Origin of the sequence: Pseudomonas sp. BIGb0558, assembly GCF_024807515.1 — a bacterium.
GTDB classification, from domain to species: domain Bacteria; phylum Pseudomonadota; class Gammaproteobacteria; order Pseudomonadales; family Pseudomonadaceae; genus Aquipseudomonas; species Aquipseudomonas yamanorum_A.
The window spans coordinates 1-14587 of the sequence record NZ_JANUEW010000013.1 but is presented as its reverse complement, the minus strand read 5'-3'; the positions used below and the strand labels follow the sequence as shown (position 1 = coordinate 14587).

General features: G+C 60.9%; 17 protein-coding genes and 1 pseudogene. 11 read left to right on the top strand and 7 right to left on the bottom strand.

Features of this window, described 5'->3' with window-relative positions; genetic code table 11:
• Positions 1 to 74 precede the first annotated feature (74 nt).
• Positions 75 to 800 (top strand): SDR family oxidoreductase, encoded by a 726-nt coding sequence (locus M2400_RS17090; RefSeq protein ID WP_177113753.1) that lies wholly within the window; start codon positions 75 to 77, stop codon positions 798 to 800.
• Positions 801 to 918: 118 nt separating this feature from the next.
• On the opposite strand, the gene M2400_RS17085 is transcribed toward M2400_RS17090, so the two are convergent.
• The 4 genes from M2400_RS17085 to M2400_RS17070 are packed head-to-tail and all read right to left on the bottom strand — an operon-like array spanning position 919 to position 3463.
• The gene (locus M2400_RS17085; RefSeq protein WP_259200647.1) at positions 919 to 2136 is read right to left on the bottom strand and encodes an RNA polymerase sigma factor; all 1218 of its coding nucleotides are present in this window, start codon (positions 2134 to 2136) and stop codon (positions 919 to 921) included.
• The gene (locus M2400_RS17080) at positions 2133 to 2615 is read right to left on the bottom strand and encodes an SRPBCC family protein (RefSeq protein ID WP_177042854.1); all 483 of its coding nucleotides are present in this window, start codon (positions 2613 to 2615) and stop codon (positions 2133 to 2135) included. The genes M2400_RS17085 and M2400_RS17080 overlap by 4 nt, the downstream gene beginning before the upstream one ends.
• Before the next feature lie 29 nt (positions 2616 to 2644).
• A complete protein-coding gene (locus M2400_RS17075) occupies positions 2645 to 2989 on the bottom strand; it encodes a YciI family protein (protein ID WP_177042853.1) in 345 nt (114 codons plus the stop codon).
• Positions 2990 to 3031: 42 nt separating this feature from the next.
• Positions 3032 to 3463 carry a nuclear transport factor 2 family protein gene (locus M2400_RS17070; protein WP_259200649.1) on the bottom strand — a complete coding sequence of 144 codons (432 nt, stop codon included), beginning with the start codon at positions 3461 to 3463 and terminating at the stop codon, positions 3032 to 3034.
• A 146-nt stretch (positions 3464 to 3609) separates the two neighbouring features.
• Here M2400_RS17070 and M2400_RS17065 point away from each other — a divergent pair, with 146 nt between their 5' ends.
• The 3 genes and pseudogenes from M2400_RS17065 to M2400_RS17055 form a co-directional block, all read left to right on the top strand.
• Complete coding sequence (locus tag M2400_RS17065; protein WP_177113759.1) at positions 3610 to 4125, top strand: N-acetyltransferase; 516 nt, start codon at positions 3610 to 3612, stop codon at positions 4123 to 4125.
• Positions 4126 to 4167: 42 nt separating this feature from the next.
• Positions 4168 to 4422 carry a helix-turn-helix domain-containing protein gene (locus tag M2400_RS17060; RefSeq protein ID WP_259200662.1) on the top strand — a complete coding sequence of 85 codons (255 nt, stop codon included), beginning with the start codon at positions 4168 to 4170 and terminating at the stop codon, positions 4420 to 4422.
• Positions 4415 to 4882, top strand: a pseudogene (locus M2400_RS17055) (HipA N-terminal domain-containing protein); the annotation flags it as partial. The gene M2400_RS17060 and the pseudogene M2400_RS17055, both read left to right, overlap by 8 nt.
• 108 nt (positions 4883 to 4990) lie before the next feature.
• Here M2400_RS17055 and M2400_RS17050 read toward each other — a convergent pair.
• Entirely contained in the window at positions 4991 to 5476 is a 486-nt protein-coding gene (locus M2400_RS17050) for a GyrI-like domain-containing protein (protein ID WP_259200664.1), read from the bottom strand.
• A gap of 196 nt (positions 5477 to 5672) precedes the next feature.
• On the opposite strand from M2400_RS17050, the gene alaC reads away from it, so the two are divergent.
• Complete coding sequence (alaC, locus tag M2400_RS17045; RefSeq protein WP_017475951.1) at positions 5673 to 6890, top strand: alanine transaminase; 1218 nt, start codon at positions 5673 to 5675, stop codon at positions 6888 to 6890.
• A gap of 120 nt (positions 6891 to 7010) precedes the next feature.
• Here the strand turns inward: alaC and M2400_RS17040 are convergent, their stop codons facing one another.
• Positions 7011 to 8366, bottom strand: coding sequence for a GntP family permease (locus M2400_RS17040; RefSeq protein ID WP_177042845.1), 1356 nt, complete (start codon positions 8364 to 8366; stop codon positions 7011 to 7013).
• Positions 8367 to 8450: 84 nt separating this feature from the next.
• Positions 8451 to 8984 carry a gluconokinase gene (locus M2400_RS17035; protein ID WP_177042844.1) on the bottom strand — a complete coding sequence of 178 codons (534 nt, stop codon included), beginning with the start codon at positions 8982 to 8984 and terminating at the stop codon, positions 8451 to 8453.
• Positions 8985 to 9196: 212 nt separating this feature from the next.
• Here M2400_RS17035 and M2400_RS17030 point away from each other — a divergent pair, with 212 nt between their 5' ends.
• From M2400_RS17030 to M2400_RS17005, 6 genes are all read left to right on the top strand, one after another.
• A complete protein-coding gene (locus M2400_RS17030) occupies positions 9197 to 10228 on the top strand; it encodes a LacI family DNA-binding transcriptional regulator (protein WP_177043103.1) in 1032 nt (343 codons plus the stop codon).
• A gap of 341 nt (positions 10229 to 10569) precedes the next feature.
• Entirely contained in the window at positions 10570 to 10806 is a 237-nt protein-coding gene (locus tag M2400_RS17025; protein WP_177078648.1) for a DUF6124 family protein, read from the top strand.
• A gap of 176 nt (positions 10807 to 10982) precedes the next feature.
• Positions 10983 to 11615 (top strand): glutathione S-transferase family protein, encoded by a 633-nt coding sequence (locus M2400_RS17020; protein WP_177042842.1) that lies wholly within the window; start codon positions 10983 to 10985, stop codon positions 11613 to 11615.
• Positions 11616 to 11624: 9 nt separating this feature from the next.
• Positions 11625 to 12362 (top strand): NAD(P)-dependent oxidoreductase, encoded by a 738-nt coding sequence (locus M2400_RS17015; protein ID WP_259200679.1) that lies wholly within the window; start codon positions 11625 to 11627, stop codon positions 12360 to 12362.
• Positions 12363 to 12373: 11 nt separating this feature from the next.
• A complete protein-coding gene (locus tag M2400_RS17010; RefSeq protein WP_259200683.1) occupies positions 12374 to 13783 on the top strand; it encodes an MFS transporter in 1410 nt (469 codons plus the stop codon).
• Between the two features lie 135 nt (positions 13784 to 13918).
• A complete protein-coding gene (locus tag M2400_RS17005; RefSeq protein ID WP_177042839.1) occupies positions 13919 to 14425 on the top strand; it encodes a hypothetical protein in 507 nt (168 codons plus the stop codon).
• Positions 14426 to 14587 lie beyond the last annotated feature (162 nt).

Genomic DNA, 14587 nt, shown 5'->3' with positions numbered 1-14587 from the left:
TTCAGCCAACCAAGGGCTAAATATACTGCGGCCCACGTTCAGTTATTTGTTTTTCTTATTTCAGGAGTTCCACCATGAGCAAGCCATTGATCATCATCACCGGCGCCAGTTCGGGTATTGGCGAAGCCACCGCGCGCTTGCTGTCGGCCGCCGGCCACCCGCTGTTGCTGCTGGCCCGTCGCATCGACCGGCTGAATGCCCTGGAGCTGCCGAACACCTTGAGTCGTGGCGTCGACATCACCGACCGCGCCGCGCTGGTGGCGGCGGTGAAAGAAGCTGAAGCCCAGTACGGCCCGGCTGACGCGCTGATCAACAATGCCGGCGTGATGCTGCTGGGCGCCGTCAGCGAACAGGACCCAGCACAGTGGGACCAGATGCTCGACGTCAACGTGAAAGGCCTGCTGAACGGTATTCATGCGGTGGCCGCCAGCATGGTCGAGCGCAAGGGCGGCACCATCATCAACGTCAGCTCGGTGGCCGGGCGCAAGACCTTCCCCAACCACGTTGCGTATGTGGGCACCAAGTTTGCGGTGCATGGGATTTCGGAAAACCTGCGGGAAGAATTGTCGCCGCACAATGTGCGCGTGATCACCATTGCCCCGGGCGCGGTGGAAACCGAACTGCTGAGCCACACCACTGATGAAGCGATCAAGACCGGCTACCAGGCTTGGAAACAGGACATGGGCGGCACTGTGCTGAGCGCGGATGATGTGGCCTCGGCGATTGCCTATGCCTACCAGCAACCGCAGCATGTGTGCATTCGCGAGATCGTGTTGGCGGCGACGCGTCAGCAGCCGTAAGAAGCCAAGCCAGACGACACAAATCCACTGTAGGAGCTGGCTTGCCTGCGATAGCGTTGTATCAGCAACAGATGTATGGCTGACCCACCGCTATCGCTGGCAAGCCAGCTCCTACAGGCTATTTGAGTTCGGCCAGGCGCCGCTCGATGAAGCGCTGTTCGGGCGCTTGCCGGGTCAATGCCAGCGCCCGCTCAAAGGCCAGCCGCGCCTCGTCCACCCGCCCCAACCGCCGACAGAATTCACCCCGCGCCGAGTACGCCAGGTGATAGTCCACCAACTCCCCCCGCGCCAGTATCCCGTCCACCAACTGCAATCCCGCCTGCGCCCCATCGCGCATCGCAACCGCCACCGCGCGATTCAGCTCGATCACCGGCGACGGCATCGCCCTTAACAGCACGTCGTAAAGCCCGACAATCTGCGGCCAATCGGTCTCAGCAGCGCTCACGGCTTCAGCATGCACCGCCGCAATCGCCGCCTGCAGGCTGTAGGGCCCGAAACGCCGAGAGGTCAGGGATTTTTCCACCAGGGAACATCCTTCAGCGATCAACGAAGCGTCCCACAGCGAACGGTCCTGCTCATCCAACAGCACCAGCTCACCGCCGGCCGAGGTGCGCGCCGGGCGCCGGGATTCGTGGAGCAGCATCAACGCCAGCAAGCCCATCACTTCCGGCTCCGGTAACAACTCCATCAGCAAGCGGCCCAGGCGAATCGCTTCGCGGGTGAGGTCTTCACGGGTCAAATCAGCGCCCATGGACGCCGAATACCCTTCGTTGAACACCAGGTAAATCACCCGCAGCACGCTGTCCAGGCGCTCGGGCAACTCCGCCAGGGCGGGCACTTGATAGGGGATTTTCGCTTCACGGATCTTGCCCTTGGCCCGCACGATGCGCTGGGCGATGGTGGCCGGCGTGGCGAGAAACGCCCGGGCGATTTCTTCGGTGGTGAGGTCGCAGATCTCACGCAAGGTCAGCGCAGCCTGGGCGTCCGCCGCCAGTGCCGGGTGGCAGCAGGTGAAGATCAGGCGCAGGCGGTCATCTTCCACGTCTTCAACGCTCCAGTCGGCGGCTTCCAGCGCATCGGCCTGCGCCTGCAACAACGGGGTAAAACGCGCCTGGCGACGTAAACGGTCAATCGCCTTGAAGCGCCCGGTGGAGACCAGCCAGGCCCGGGGATTGTCGGGCACGCCGTCCTGCTCCCAGCGTTCGACCGCGACGAAGAACGCCTCGTGCAAGGCTTCTTCGGCGAGGTCGAAATCGCCAAGCAAGCGAATCAGGGTCGCCAGGATGCGCCGCGATTCGCTGCGATAAACCGCTTCTACCCGGGCTTGAACCGTCAATCGCGCAGGCCTTCGGTCACCAGCGTCACCAGGCGGTCCAGGCTCTGGCCCCAGCCTTCGTGAAAGCCCATGGCTTCGTGGGCCTGCTTGGTTTCGGCGCTCCAGTGCATGGCGCGGGCGGTGTAGAGGGTCTTGCCGTCGACGTCTTCAAAGGTCACTTCGGCGGTCATGAACGGCTGGCCCGAAGGAATCCAGCCAGGCGTGAAGGCGTCGGTAAACACCAGCCGACTGGGTGCGGTAATTTCGAGAAACACACCTTGCGTCGGGTACTCGCTGCCGTCGGGCGCGCGCATCAGCGTACGAAACTGCCCACCCACCCATAAGTCCATTTCGCACTCGGGCGTGGTCATGCCGTGCGGGCCCCACCATTGCTGCAACAACGCAGGCTCGGTCCAGGCGCGGAACACACGGCTGCGAGGGGCATCGATCAAGCGGCTGATAGACAGTTCAAATTCGGCGGGTCTGGGTTGATTGCTCATGGGAAACCTCCTGAGTTTTATTGTTGTGATCAGAGATTCAATTCACGCACGGGGCGTACTTCCACACTGCCGACCCGGGCAGCCGGTATGCCGCCGGCCACCTGGATCGCTTCATTCAAGTCACGGGCTTCAATCAGGTAAAACCCGGCGAGCTGCTCCTTGGTTTCGGCAAACGGCCCGTCGGTGATCGACAGCTTGCCGTTGCGCATGCGCACCGTAGTGGCGGTGGTCACCGACTCCAGGGGCTCGGCGGCGAGCATGCGCCCGCTGGCCATCACGGACTCGGCATAGGCGAAACACTCCGGGTCCTTGGGGCTGTCTGGCGAGTCGTGCAGCACCTGCTCGTTGCTATAGATCAGGCAGAGGTATTTCATGGGATTCTCCGTTTTCGGACACTCAACTATAGTCCCCGGCGATCAGGGTTCCAGCTCGAACAAGGTGGTGCCGGTGAGCATGTCGAACGGCGCCGACCAGTGTTCATGCACCACCTGCCATTGGCCGTTGATGCGCTGGTAGCCGGCGGTCACCCGCATCCAGCACGCTTTCACCACCCCGTCCGGCCCGGCGCCGCCGCAACGGGCCAGCCAGAAGGCAAACGCACTCTCGGCGGCCGGCACGATATGCAGTTCATGAAACTCGAAAATACCGGGGCCGGGGCACACCTTCATGCACGCCTCCCAATGGGCGCGGTAGGCGGCCTTGCCTTTGAATTGCAGGGCGCCAACGGCGTCGAACGAGACGACATCATCGGCGTAGAAGCTGACAATACGCTCGATATCCTTGGCCATCACGGCTTGCTGCCATTGTTCGATCAAACGGCTGATATCGGTTTTAACCTGGGCATTCATGGCGATACTCCTCTTGGGAAAAATCACTGAAGACACCCTTGGTCGAATGGGATATCGGCTAATCGACAGTCCCGCGAAAAATAATTGTGCACACCGCAAACCCGCTAGAATCCGCGCTTCTTTGTAGGATTTCGGATGCTACGCCGATGGAAACCCGCCTCGTTCCCTATGAGACGTTGACTGCCCTGCAACAACAGCAACTCAACGCCCTGGAAGTGCATCCCGAACAACTGGCGTTTTCCGGCGATATCTACTGTGCGCTGAACACCCTGCTGGTCAATCCGAGTCCTGGCGTGGCGGGCTTTGCGCTCCTCGCCGACGAGATTCCCGTGGCCTTCCTGCTGCTCAAACGCCCGCCCTGCCTGCCCCACTGGGCCGATGAACACAGCGCCACCCTTCACGCCCTGCAAGTCGACCGCCATCAACAAGGCCTGGGATTCGGCAAAGCCTGCCTGCAAGCCCTGCCCGCCGCCGCGCGCCTGGTCTGGCCGCAGATCAAGGCGCTGGAGCTGTCGGTGGATACGGACAATGTGGCGGCGATGGGGTTGTATCTGCAGCAGGGCTGGGTGGACAGCGGGGAGGCGTATAAGGGGCGGATTGGGTATGAGCGCCGATTGGCGTGGGTATTTGGACTCAAGAATCTTGACAACGTCAAAATGTAACGTATACATAACTTATTAATGCATATGTAATGGTTACGAGACATGGACCCTTCTGTCATCATCAAAAGAATCGGCAGCCAATTGCGCACGATGCGGCTCAATCGAGGCTATAAACAAGCGGAATTGGCCCGTTTAGCGGGCGTCACTCGGCAAAAACTGATTGAAATCGAGCAGGGCAGCCCGACGGTCTCCATGCACGCCTACGCTCGCGTGATTGCCGCCTTGGGCAGTGAAGTAAAGCTGGTACCTGCCGCCATGCCGACACTGGAAGAAGTGGAGGACTTGTTTAATGAATAGCCCGAAGCTTCAAGTTCATACCCCTCAGGGTGCCAGCGGCAGCGTATTCACCAGTGCTGGCGACTATCTTTTCCGCTACGGCGATAACGCGCCGCCTCATAGCGCACTCAGCCTGGTAATGCCCGTTCGCGCGGATGAATACCGCCGACGAGAGTTGCACCCGATCTTCCAGATGAACCTGCCAGAAGGCTTCGTGCTGGAACAGCTTCGCAATCGCCTCGCCAAGACAGTCAGGGTAGACCCTATGCTACTGCTGGCATTGTCCGGTAGCAGTGCGCCTATCGGCCGGGTCTTCGTTTCCTCGGACCAAGTCAATGAGTTGATTCAGCGCAACGGCGCTCCGTCGACGGGAGAAAACCTCGACGAAATTCTCGCCTGGGACGGGGCGGAAGATCTTTTTGCCGACTTGGTGGACCGATACATCCTGCGAGCAGGGATTTCTGGCGTGCAGCCCAAGGTGCATTTGACGCCGAAGCCTATGACCGGGAAATGCCGGAGCGGGTCAAGGCCACGCTGTATTGAGGAGCTGTTGCAGGAGCGAACGTGCTCGCTCCTGCCAGCAGTGGGATCAGGCGGACTCGGCTTCGATCGGAATCCAGATTTCCACCGACCCCGTGCCCTTATCCACATCGAAGTCGGCGCTGTAACGCTCAAAATCAGCCCCGACCACCTTGTACCCTGAACCCGGCAGCCACTCGAACATGATGCATTCGTAGGTCTGCGCCAGCGCCTGCACCGGGCCGTAGTGCGGGAACACGGCATAGCGATGGGCGGGTATTTCAATCGACTGGAAGTTGCTCGGCACATCGCCCTTGGTCGGGACTTCAACGCCGGCCAGGTAGTCGAATTCATCGTGCCTGGCGTTGTAGCACACGCCGTAAGTCACGCCGCCCACGCGCGTCTTGATCTCTCTGAAGCAGCTGTCAAACAACTCCCATAACTTGGGAATATCGCCAATCGTGGCTTTCGAGTAACGCCCTTGCACACCCGCGATCACCAGGGCCTTGCCCTCTTCCATGCGCGGCTGTAACGGCAGTTTTGTCTGTTGATCCATCTGAACAGTCTCCTTCTTATGAGGGAACAAACCCGCGTCGAGTATAGGGGCATATCCCGGCCGTACTCCAAGCAGAAATTTTTACAGCAGCATCTGGACAATTGGCCATCATCGACCGTATTGTCTGCCCCGCAGGCCACCGCAGTGGCCGACGTCGCTCGGACGGTTCCGGGCGCTTACGTATTTCGAGGCAACAATGGCCGAACCAAGTTCGCCGCGCCGCTTTGCGCGCATAGACCGACTCCCCCCTTACGTTTTCAATATCACTGCCGAGCTGAAGATGGCTGCGCGTCGGCGCGGCGAAGACATCATCGACTTGAGCATGGGTAACCCCGACGGCGCCACTCCACCGCACATCGTGGAAAAAATGGTCACCGTCGCCCAGCGTGAAGACACCCACGGTTACTCCACTTCCAAAGGCATCCCGCGGCTGCGCCGGGCGATTTCCCGCTGGTACAAAGACCGCTACGAAGTGGACATCGACCCGGAAACCGAAGCCATCGTGACCATCGGTTCCAAGGAAGGCCTGGCGCACTTGATGCTGGCCACCCTGGACCAGGGCGACACGGTGCTGGTGCCCAACCCCAGCTACCCGATTCACATCTACGGTGCCGTGATTGCCGGCGCCCAGGTGCGTTCGGTGCCGCTGATTCCCGGCGTGGATTTCTTCGCTGAACTGGAACGCGCCATCCGTGGCTCGATTCCCAAGCCGAAGATGATGATCCTCGGTTTCCCGTCCAACCCCACCGCGCAGTGCGTGGAGCTGGACTTCTTCGAACGGGTGATCGCCCTGGCCAAGCAGTACGACGTGCTGGTGGTGCATGACCTGGCCTACGCCGACATCGTCTACGACGGCTGGAAAGCCCCCTCGATCATGCAGGTGCCGGGCGCCAAGGACATTGCGGTGGAGTTTTTCACCCTGTCCAAGAGCTACAACATGGCCGGCTGGCGCATTGGTTTCATGGTGGGCAACCCGGAACTGGTCAACGCCCTGGCGCGGATCAAGAGTTACCACGACTACGGCACCTTCACCCCGCTGCAAGTGGCGGCGATTGCCGCGCTGGAAGGCGATCAGCAGTGCGTGAAAGACATTGCCGAGCAGTACCGCCAGCGGCGTAACGTACTGGTCAAAGGCCTGCATGAGTTGGGCTGGATGGTCGAGAACCCGAAGGCGTCGATGTACGTCTGGGCGAAGATCCCCGAGGCGTATGCCGCGATGGGGTCGCTGGAGTTTGCCAAGAAGTTGCTGCTTGAGGCGAAGGTGTGTGTGTCGCCGGGGATTGGCTTTGGTGAATATGGCGACGACCATGTGCGATTTGCGCTGATCGAAAACCAGGACCGGATTCGCCAGGCAGTGCGGGGCATCCGGGCGATGTTCCGGGCGGATGGGCTGGTCAAGAAAGCTGACGCCTGACCCGATCCAACTGCCGGAACCCAATCAATGTGGGAGCTGGCTTGCCTGCGATAGCGGTGTTGAATTCACCATCGCCATCGCAGGCAAGCCAGCTCCCACATTTGTTTTGCGGTGTGCCTGTTAGACCACCAGCGACAGCAACATGATAAAGCCCAACGCCACCACCGACAGGATGGTCTCCATCGCCGTCCAGGTCTTGAACGTCTCGGCCACGGTCATGTTGAAGTACTGCTTCACCAGCCAGAACCCCGCATCGTTGACGTGAGACAGCACCAACGAGCCCGCCCCCGTCGCCAATACGAGCAACTCGCGGTTCACGCCAGGAATCATCCCCACCACCGGCACCACAATGCCGGCGCCGGTAATGGTCGCCACGGTCGCGGAGCCAGTGGCCACACGAATCACCGCCGCCACCAGCCAGGCCAGCAGGATCGGGTTGATCTGCGCGGTCACCGCCATATGGCCGATCACATCACCCACGCCGCTGGTCACCAGCATCTGCTTGAAACCACCACCGGCACCGATGATCAGGATGATCGCCGCAGTCGGCGCCAGGCTGGCGTCGAGCAGCTTGAGAATTTGCTTGGAACCGATGCCCTGGCGATGGCCAAAGGTGTACAGCGACAGCAGCAAGGCCAGCAGCAAGGCGGTGATCGGGTGACCGATCATGTCCATCCAGTTGCGGATCACGTGGCCGTCCGGCAGGGCGACGTCGGCAAAGGTTTTCAGCAGCATCAGGAACACCGGCAGCAGCACGGTGATCAGGGTGATGCTGAAGCTCGGCAGGGTCTTGGACTCCGGCTGCTCACTGGCCAGTTGGTCCACCAGCTCTTGGGACGGGTTGCCCGGGATGTACTTGGCGATAAACGAACCGTAGAGCGGGCCGGCGATGATAGCTGTAGGCAGCGCGACAATCAGGCCGTAGAGAATGGTCTTGCCGATGTCGGCACCGAACACGCCGATCGCCAGCAACGGGCCCGGGTGCGGTGGCACCAGGCCGTGCACTGCCGACAGGCCGGCCAGCAGCGGGATGCCGATCTTGATCAGCGACACGCCGGTGCGGCGCGCCACGATAAACACCAGCGGGATCAGCAGTACGAAACCAATCTCGAAGAACAGCGGAATGCCCACCAGGAACGCGGCGAACATCATGGCCCACTGCACCTTCTCCTTGCCGAAGGCCCGCACCAGGGTTTGGGCGATCTGATCGGCACCGCCGGAATCGGCCATCATCTTGCCGAGCATCGTACCCAGCGCGAGGATAATCCCGACAAAGCCGAGCACCCCGCCAAAGCCGTCCTGGAAGGCCTTGATGATCTTGTCCACGGGCATGCCCGAGGTCAGGCCGAGGAAGCCAGCGGCGATGATCAGCGCCAGGAACGGGTGGACTTTGAACCGGGTGATCAACACGATCAGGCCGATAATGGTGACCACTGCATCGAGTAGCAGGTAGGTATCGTGGGACAAGCCAAACATGGGGGTCTCTCCTGTTTGTTGTTGTTATTAAAGCGGGTAAACAATTCAGTGCAGGCGGACAGCGCTATCTTGTCCGGCAAAAAATTATTGGGTTGGTTCAAAGCCGTGTTCGAGCCACCAGGCATTGGTTTGCTCGGCCAACTCTTCGACGCTGTCTACGCTGGCGTTGAGGGCCAGGGTCAACGGCTCGCCCACCGGCGATTCAAGGGTGGCGAACTGGCTGTCGATCAGGCTTGCCGGCATGAAATGGCCGGGGCGATGGGACACACGGTCGGCGGCGACTTCGCGGGTCAGCTCCAGAAACACAAACCCCAGGCCCGGCGCGGCTTCGCGCAGGTGGTCGCGGTATTTCTTCTTCAGGGCCGAACAGGTGAGCACCGGATGCTCACCGGCTTTGAGCGAGCGGCGCAGTTCATCGCACAGGATGTCGAGCCAGCCGGCGCGGTCGTCGTCGTTAAGGGGATGGCCGGCACTCATCTTCTCGATGTTCGCGGCGGGGTGAAAGCTGTCGCCTTCGATGGCAGTGGCGCCGTTCAGCAGGCACAAGGCCTCGCTGACGCTGGACTTGCCACAGCCGGAAACACCCATGATCACGAGGGCAGTAACAGGTTGACTCATGAAACACCTCAAGACGCAGATAGCGCTACCTTTGCACGCTGTAAGGCTAGTGCAAAAACAGGCTTTTCCCGCGCCGTCTTGTCATTTTTATGGAGTGACGCGTGCATCTGCTCCAAAGGTTTGAACGGGAACAGGCATCCCGACGTTCAAGAATTTGCAGGGTCTTGGAGACAGCGCTACCTTAGTGCCTCGATTTTTGTTTGGCAAGCCGCCTGATGACTCCCAAGAACGATAAAAATACCCGCACCACGGGCCGCCCTACCCTCAATGAAGTCGCGCGCCTGGCCGGCGTAAGCCCGATTACCGCCTCCCGGGCCTTGCGCGGCATCAGCACCGTGGCCACCGAACTGGTGGAAAAAGTGCAAAAAGCTGCCGCCGAACTGAGCTACGTGGTCAACCCGGCCGCCCGTGCCCTGGCGTCGGCCCAGAGCCAGTCGGTGGTGGTGCTGGTGCCGTCGCTGTCCAACCTTTTGTTTATCGAAACCCTGGAAGCCATCCACCAGGTGCTGCGGCCCAAGGGCTTCGAAGTGCTGATCGGCAACACCCATTATTCCCGCGATGAAGAAGAAGACCTGCTGCGCAACTACATGGCCTATCAGCCACGGGGTTTGCTGCTGACCGGGTTTGACCGTACGGAAAGTGCCCGGCGCATGGTGGAATCGAGCAATGTGCCGTGTGTGTACATGATGGATCTGGACCCGAATGCCGGACTGAACTGCGTAGGCTTTTCGCAGTTGAACGCCGGGGAAACGGCGGCGGCGCATCTTATCTCACGGGGTCGCAAGCGCCTGGCCTACATCGGTGCGCAACTGGACCAGCGCACGTTGTTACGCGGTGAAGGCTTTCGTCGGGCGTTGCAACAGGCAGGCTTGTACGACCCGGCACTGGAAGTGCTGACGCCACGGCCATCGTCGCTGGGCCTGGGCGGCGAGTTGTTCCTGCAACTGCTGGCCAGCCATCCGGACGTGGACGCGATCTTCTTTGGTAACGACGACCTGGCTCAGGGCGCGTTGCTGGAAGCGCTGCGTCATGGCATCAAGATACCGGAGCAGATCTCGGTGCTGGGCTTCAACGACCTGCCCTCTTCCTCGTTCATGGTGCCGCGTTTAAGCAGCATCAGTACGCCGCGTGAAGCTATTGGCCGGCGTGCGGCGGAGCATTTGTTGACGGTGATGGCGGGCAACAAGATCGCCCGGCCGGTGGTGGACATGGGGTTTGAGCTGAAGGTGCGCGAGAGCACCTAGGCGGTAGCTGTAGGAAGTGACTGATGTTGATGGCAGCGCCTTGTTCCATTGCCTACAGGTACGTCAGAATCCGCCGGCTTGTGCGCCTGTGTGGGGCTCTCTAAGGTTGCTCGGTCGCTGAATTTCTCAGTGATCGGGTTTAGTAGCCTGAGTACCCCCTCACAAATGTGCATGAGCTTCATCTGTCGGACTTACCTGTCTGTGCTTGATGGTGGCTGTGCGCAGGGCGCCCTCGTGGCGCGCCGGGTTTTGTGAGGGTCTACCGGTCTACTAACCTGCGTGCAGCCGCCACCCTTTCGTTTAGTAGCGATCAGGTGGTAGCCCAGTTGGAGAACTCACCTATGTACAAAGCAACTCCAAATCCCCCCGCCTTATTTACTGTCCGCACCGACGTCAGCAGCGAAAGCCTGATCGTCAACAGCTACGAGACGTTTTCCTCGGTCAGCACGTTATTGCTCGACCTGTCTGATGAACTCACCGGCAAAGACCGCGACACGGCATTGGCGATTCACCAGTTGAGTGAGTTGGGTGTATTGCTGATGGGCAAGCTGATGGACCAGGAATCACCGCGCTGCTAAGGGCCCGGACGCGGTCAATGTGGGAGCTGGCTTGCCTGCGATGCAGGCACCTCGGTGTATCAGCCATACCGAGGTGATGCTATCGCAGGCAAGCCAGCTCCCACATTTTTAATCGTCGTCGCTCCATACCCCTGCTAAATTGCCCCCTGCCTTCTCACCCTCGTCAGGAAAGCACCATGGGCCATTCGCTGAAAATCCTGGGTCGCACTTCTTCCATCAACGTGCGAAAAGTCCTGTGGACCTGCCAGGAACTGGATATCCCCTACGACCGCGAAGACTGGGGCATCGGCTTCACCCCCACCCAGTCCCCCGAATTCCTGGCCCTGAACCCCAACGCCCAAGTCCCGGTACTGATCGATGCCAATGGCGTACTGTGGGAATCCAACACCATCTGCCGCTACCTCGCAGGCCTGCACCAGCGCCACGACCTGCTGCCCGCCGAACCCGCCGCCCGGGCCAGGGTCGAGCAGTGGATGGACTGGCAAGCCACCGAGCTCAACCCGTCCTGGGGCTATGCCTTCCACGCCCTGGTGCGCAAAAACCCGGACTACCAGGACCCGCAGCGCATCAAAGCCGGCGTAAAAGGCTGGAACGACAAGATGGGCCTGCTGGAACAGCAACTGATCAAGACCGGCGCCTACGTGGCCGGTAAAGATTTCACCCTGGCCGATATCCTGATCGGCCTGTCGGTACACCGCTGGCGGATGACACCCATGGAGCATTCGTCCTACCCTGCTGTCAGCACTTACTACGAACGCCTCAGCCAACGCCCCGGCTTCCAGACCTTCGCCCTTGATGGTCACAACTAAGGATAAAAAATGAAAGGACTCAACGTACTGCTCACCGGCGCCTGCGGTCGCATCGGCAAGACGTTTTTCGAAGCCTCGAAAGACCGCTACCGCTTCACCCTCACCGACCGCATCGAACCAGACTTTGCCCTGGGCGAACACCGCTTCGTACACGCCAACCTGAGCGACAAAACCACCCTCGCCGCCCTGCTCGACGGCATTGACGTGATCGTGCACCTGTCCGGCATCCCCCACGCCAGCGCCACCTTCGACGAGTTGCTGCCCAACAACATCCTGGCCACCACCTACCTGTTCGAAGCCGCCGTGGCCGCCGGGGTAAAACGCCTGGTGTTCGCCAGCAGTGCGCAAACCATCGAAGGCTACCCGGTCGACCGCCAAATCACCCCCGGCATGCCCGTACTGCCCGCCAACCTGTACGGCGTGAGCAAATGCTACGGCGAAGCCCTGTGCGGTTTTTACGCCGCGAAAACCCCGCTTTCCACGATTGCCCTGCGCATTGGTGCGTTCGAATTCCCCGAAACCCACGACCTTAACAACGCTCGCGACCTCAGCGCCTGGCTCAGCCCGCGGGACGCCGTGCAGTTGCTGCAACGCTCGGTGGAAACCGTCGGGGTGAAACACCTGATCGCCCACGGCATTTCCAATAACCGCTTCAAACGCCTGGACCTCAGCGAAACCACCCGTGTGCTGGGTTACCAACCGGTGGATGATGCGTTCCAGGAATTCGAGATCCCGATCACTTACTGAGTTTTCTGCCCATGTCTTCCCCTTCTACCGCAGACGGCATCGACCCGATCCGCGCCGCCCACATCAGCGCGCGCATCGACCGGCTGCCCGCCGTCGCCACTGTGTGGCGCCTGGTGGCGCTGCTGTCGATTGGCGGTTTTTTCGAGCTGTACGACCTGTTCCAGACCGCCTACATCAGCCCCGGTTTGATCAGCGACGGGATTTTCCACACCGGCAGCCAAGGCGTATTCGGCTTCTCCGACCAGGCGGCCTTTGCCTCGGCGACCTTCCTCGGCCTGTTCCTCGGCGCCAGCCTGCTCAGCCCGATTGCCGACCGCTACGGGCGCCGGGCGATCTTCACCTTTGCGTTGATCTGGTACACCGTCGCCACCGTGTTGATGGGCATCCAGACCTCAGCCTTGGGGATCATCTGCATGCGCTTCCTGGTAGGCATCGGCCTGGGCATCGAGTTGGTGACCATCGACGCCTACCTCTCGGAACTGGTGCCCAAGCGCATGCGCAGTTCGGCGTTTGCCTTTGCGTTTTTCATCCAGTTCCTGTCGGTGCCGGCGGTGGCGCTGATGTCGTGGTGGCTGGTGCCCCAGGCGCCGTTCGGGGTTTCCGGCTGGCGCTGGGTGGTGCTGAGCAGTGCGGTGTTTGCGCTGTTTATCTGGCAACTGCGCAAGCGCCTGCCGGAATCACCGCGCTGGCTCGCGCAAAAAGGTCGTTTCGACGAAGCCGGGCAGATCATGGACAACCTGGAGGCACGCTGCCAGAAGGACCACGGCAAGCCACTGGATGAACCGGAACCGCAAGCCGTCAGCGTGCAGGGCCAAGGGCGCTTCGCCGATATCTGGCAACCGCCGTACCGGCGCCGGGCGTTGATGCTGATTGTGTTCCATGTGTTCCAGGCCATCGGCTTTTTCGGCTTCGGCAATTGGTTGCCGGCTCTGCTGTCGGGCCAGGGTGTGAGCGTGACTCACAGTCTGGGCTACGCCTTCATCATCACCCTCGCCTACCCGCTGGGGCCGCTGCTGTTTGTGAAGGTGGCCAACCGGTTTGAAAACAAATGGCAGATCGTCGGCTCGGCGCTTGGCGCAGTGATCTTCGGCAGTTTGTTCGCCCTGCAAACCACCGCCGTGGGGCTGGTGATCTGCGGGGTGATGATCACCTTCTGCAACGCCTGGCTGAGCTTCAGTTATCACTCCTACCAGAGCGAACTGTTCCCTACCAATATCCGCGCCCGAGCCGTGGGGTTCTGCTATTCCTTCAGCCGGTTGTCGACGGTGTTCAGCAGCCTGTTGATCGGTGTGATCCTCGAGCACCTCGGCACGCCGGGCGTATTGGCGTTTATCGCCAGCAGCATGTTGATCGTGATGATCACCATCAGTTGGTTCGGCCCGCGCACCCGCAACCTGGCGCTGGAGAACATTGCCCACTAGCGGCAAACAATGGCCGTCGGCACGCCAAGCCTTGCCGACGGTAGCGGCCAAAAGCCCCGTAAACACGGGGCCATACCACTGGGCACGCTAATTGCTCCACCTGTGGCACCGCTCACATCCACAGGTGTCCTGATCATGCTGATCAACAACAATCCCCAGGCTCAGTCGACGATCCAACGCATCAAACGCGCCGACATGGACCCGGCCAACGCCGCGGCCAGCGCGCTGTACAGCGGCGCCGCGCAAAACGTCCAGGGTGCCACCGGCGTGTCCACCACCCAGGCCGCCGCCGACGCCACTGCAGACAACATCAATGCGGCCTTCGCCAAGACCCGCGTGCAGTTGCAGGCCACCACTGCCACCACGTCGACCACCGATGTGCCCAAGACCGACTCCACCTCGTCGGCCCGCAGTGACTTCACCGACTACATGAAGAAAAGCCCGGCCGAGCGCATCCGCGAGCAACTGCTCAAGGAACAGGGTTTGACCGAAGATGATGTTAAGAACATGCCGCAGGACAAGCAGGACGCGATTTCCAAGGAAGTGGCAGAGCGCGTGAAAGAGCAGCAGGCGCAGCAGGTAGCGGCGAAGACGGCTGACCCGCAGGCGCAGAACGTGAAAGCGACCCTGGCTGCGATCTAAGCCCTGACCATATAAGCCCTGTGGCTGGGGCGCTGCTGTGGCTAGGGAGCTTGCTGTGGCTGGGGAGCTGCTGTGGCGAGGGAGCTTGCTCCCGCTGGAGTGCGCAGCGCTCCCAAGATTTTGGGGCCGCTTCGCAGCCCAGCGGGAGCAAGCTCCCTCGCC

Excerpts from the sequence above, each read along its gene's own strand:
- M2400_RS17020 (WP_177042842.1), top strand. The coding sequence starts at position 10,983 with ATGGGCCATTCGCTGAAAATCCTGGGTCGCACTTCTTCCATCAACGTG.
- M2400_RS17010 (WP_259200683.1), top strand. The coding sequence starts at position 12,374 with ATGTCTTCCCCTTCTACCGCAGACGGCATCGACCCGATCCGCGCCGCC.
- M2400_RS17065 (WP_177113759.1), top strand. The coding sequence starts at position 3,610 with ATGGAAACCCGCCTCGTTCCCTATGAGACGTTGACTGCCCTGCAACAA.
- M2400_RS17035 (WP_177042844.1), bottom strand. The coding sequence starts at position 8,984 with ATGAGTCAACCTGTTACTGCCCTCGTGATCATGGGTGTTTCCGGCTGT.
- M2400_RS17050 (WP_259200664.1), bottom strand. The coding sequence starts at position 5,476 with ATGGATCAACAGACAAAACTGCCGTTACAGCCGCGCATGGAAGAGGGC.
- M2400_RS17060 (WP_259200662.1), top strand. The coding sequence starts at position 4,168 with ATGGACCCTTCTGTCATCATCAAAAGAATCGGCAGCCAATTGCGCACG.
- M2400_RS17080 (WP_177042854.1), bottom strand. The coding sequence starts at position 2,615 with ATGAGCAATCAACCCAGACCCGCCGAATTTGAACTGTCTATCAGCCGC.
- M2400_RS17005 (WP_177042839.1), top strand. The coding sequence starts at position 13,919 with ATGCTGATCAACAACAATCCCCAGGCTCAGTCGACGATCCAACGCATC.
- M2400_RS17025 (WP_177078648.1), top strand. The coding sequence starts at position 10,570 with ATGTACAAAGCAACTCCAAATCCCCCCGCCTTATTTACTGTCCGCACC.
- M2400_RS17040 (WP_177042845.1), bottom strand. The coding sequence starts at position 8,366 with ATGTTTGGCTTGTCCCACGATACCTACCTGCTACTCGATGCAGTGGTC.
- M2400_RS17075 (WP_177042853.1), bottom strand. The coding sequence starts at position 2,989 with ATGAAATACCTCTGCCTGATCTATAGCAACGAGCAGGTGCTGCACGAC.
- M2400_RS17070 (WP_259200649.1), bottom strand. The coding sequence starts at position 3,463 with ATGAATGCCCAGGTTAAAACCGATATCAGCCGTTTGATCGAACAATGG.
- alaC (WP_017475951.1), top strand. The coding sequence starts at position 5,673 with ATGGCCGAACCAAGTTCGCCGCGCCGCTTTGCGCGCATAGACCGACTC.
- M2400_RS17015 (WP_259200679.1), top strand. The coding sequence starts at position 11,625 with ATGAAAGGACTCAACGTACTGCTCACCGGCGCCTGCGGTCGCATCGGC.
- M2400_RS17090 (WP_177113753.1), top strand. The coding sequence starts at position 75 with ATGAGCAAGCCATTGATCATCATCACCGGCGCCAGTTCGGGTATTGGC.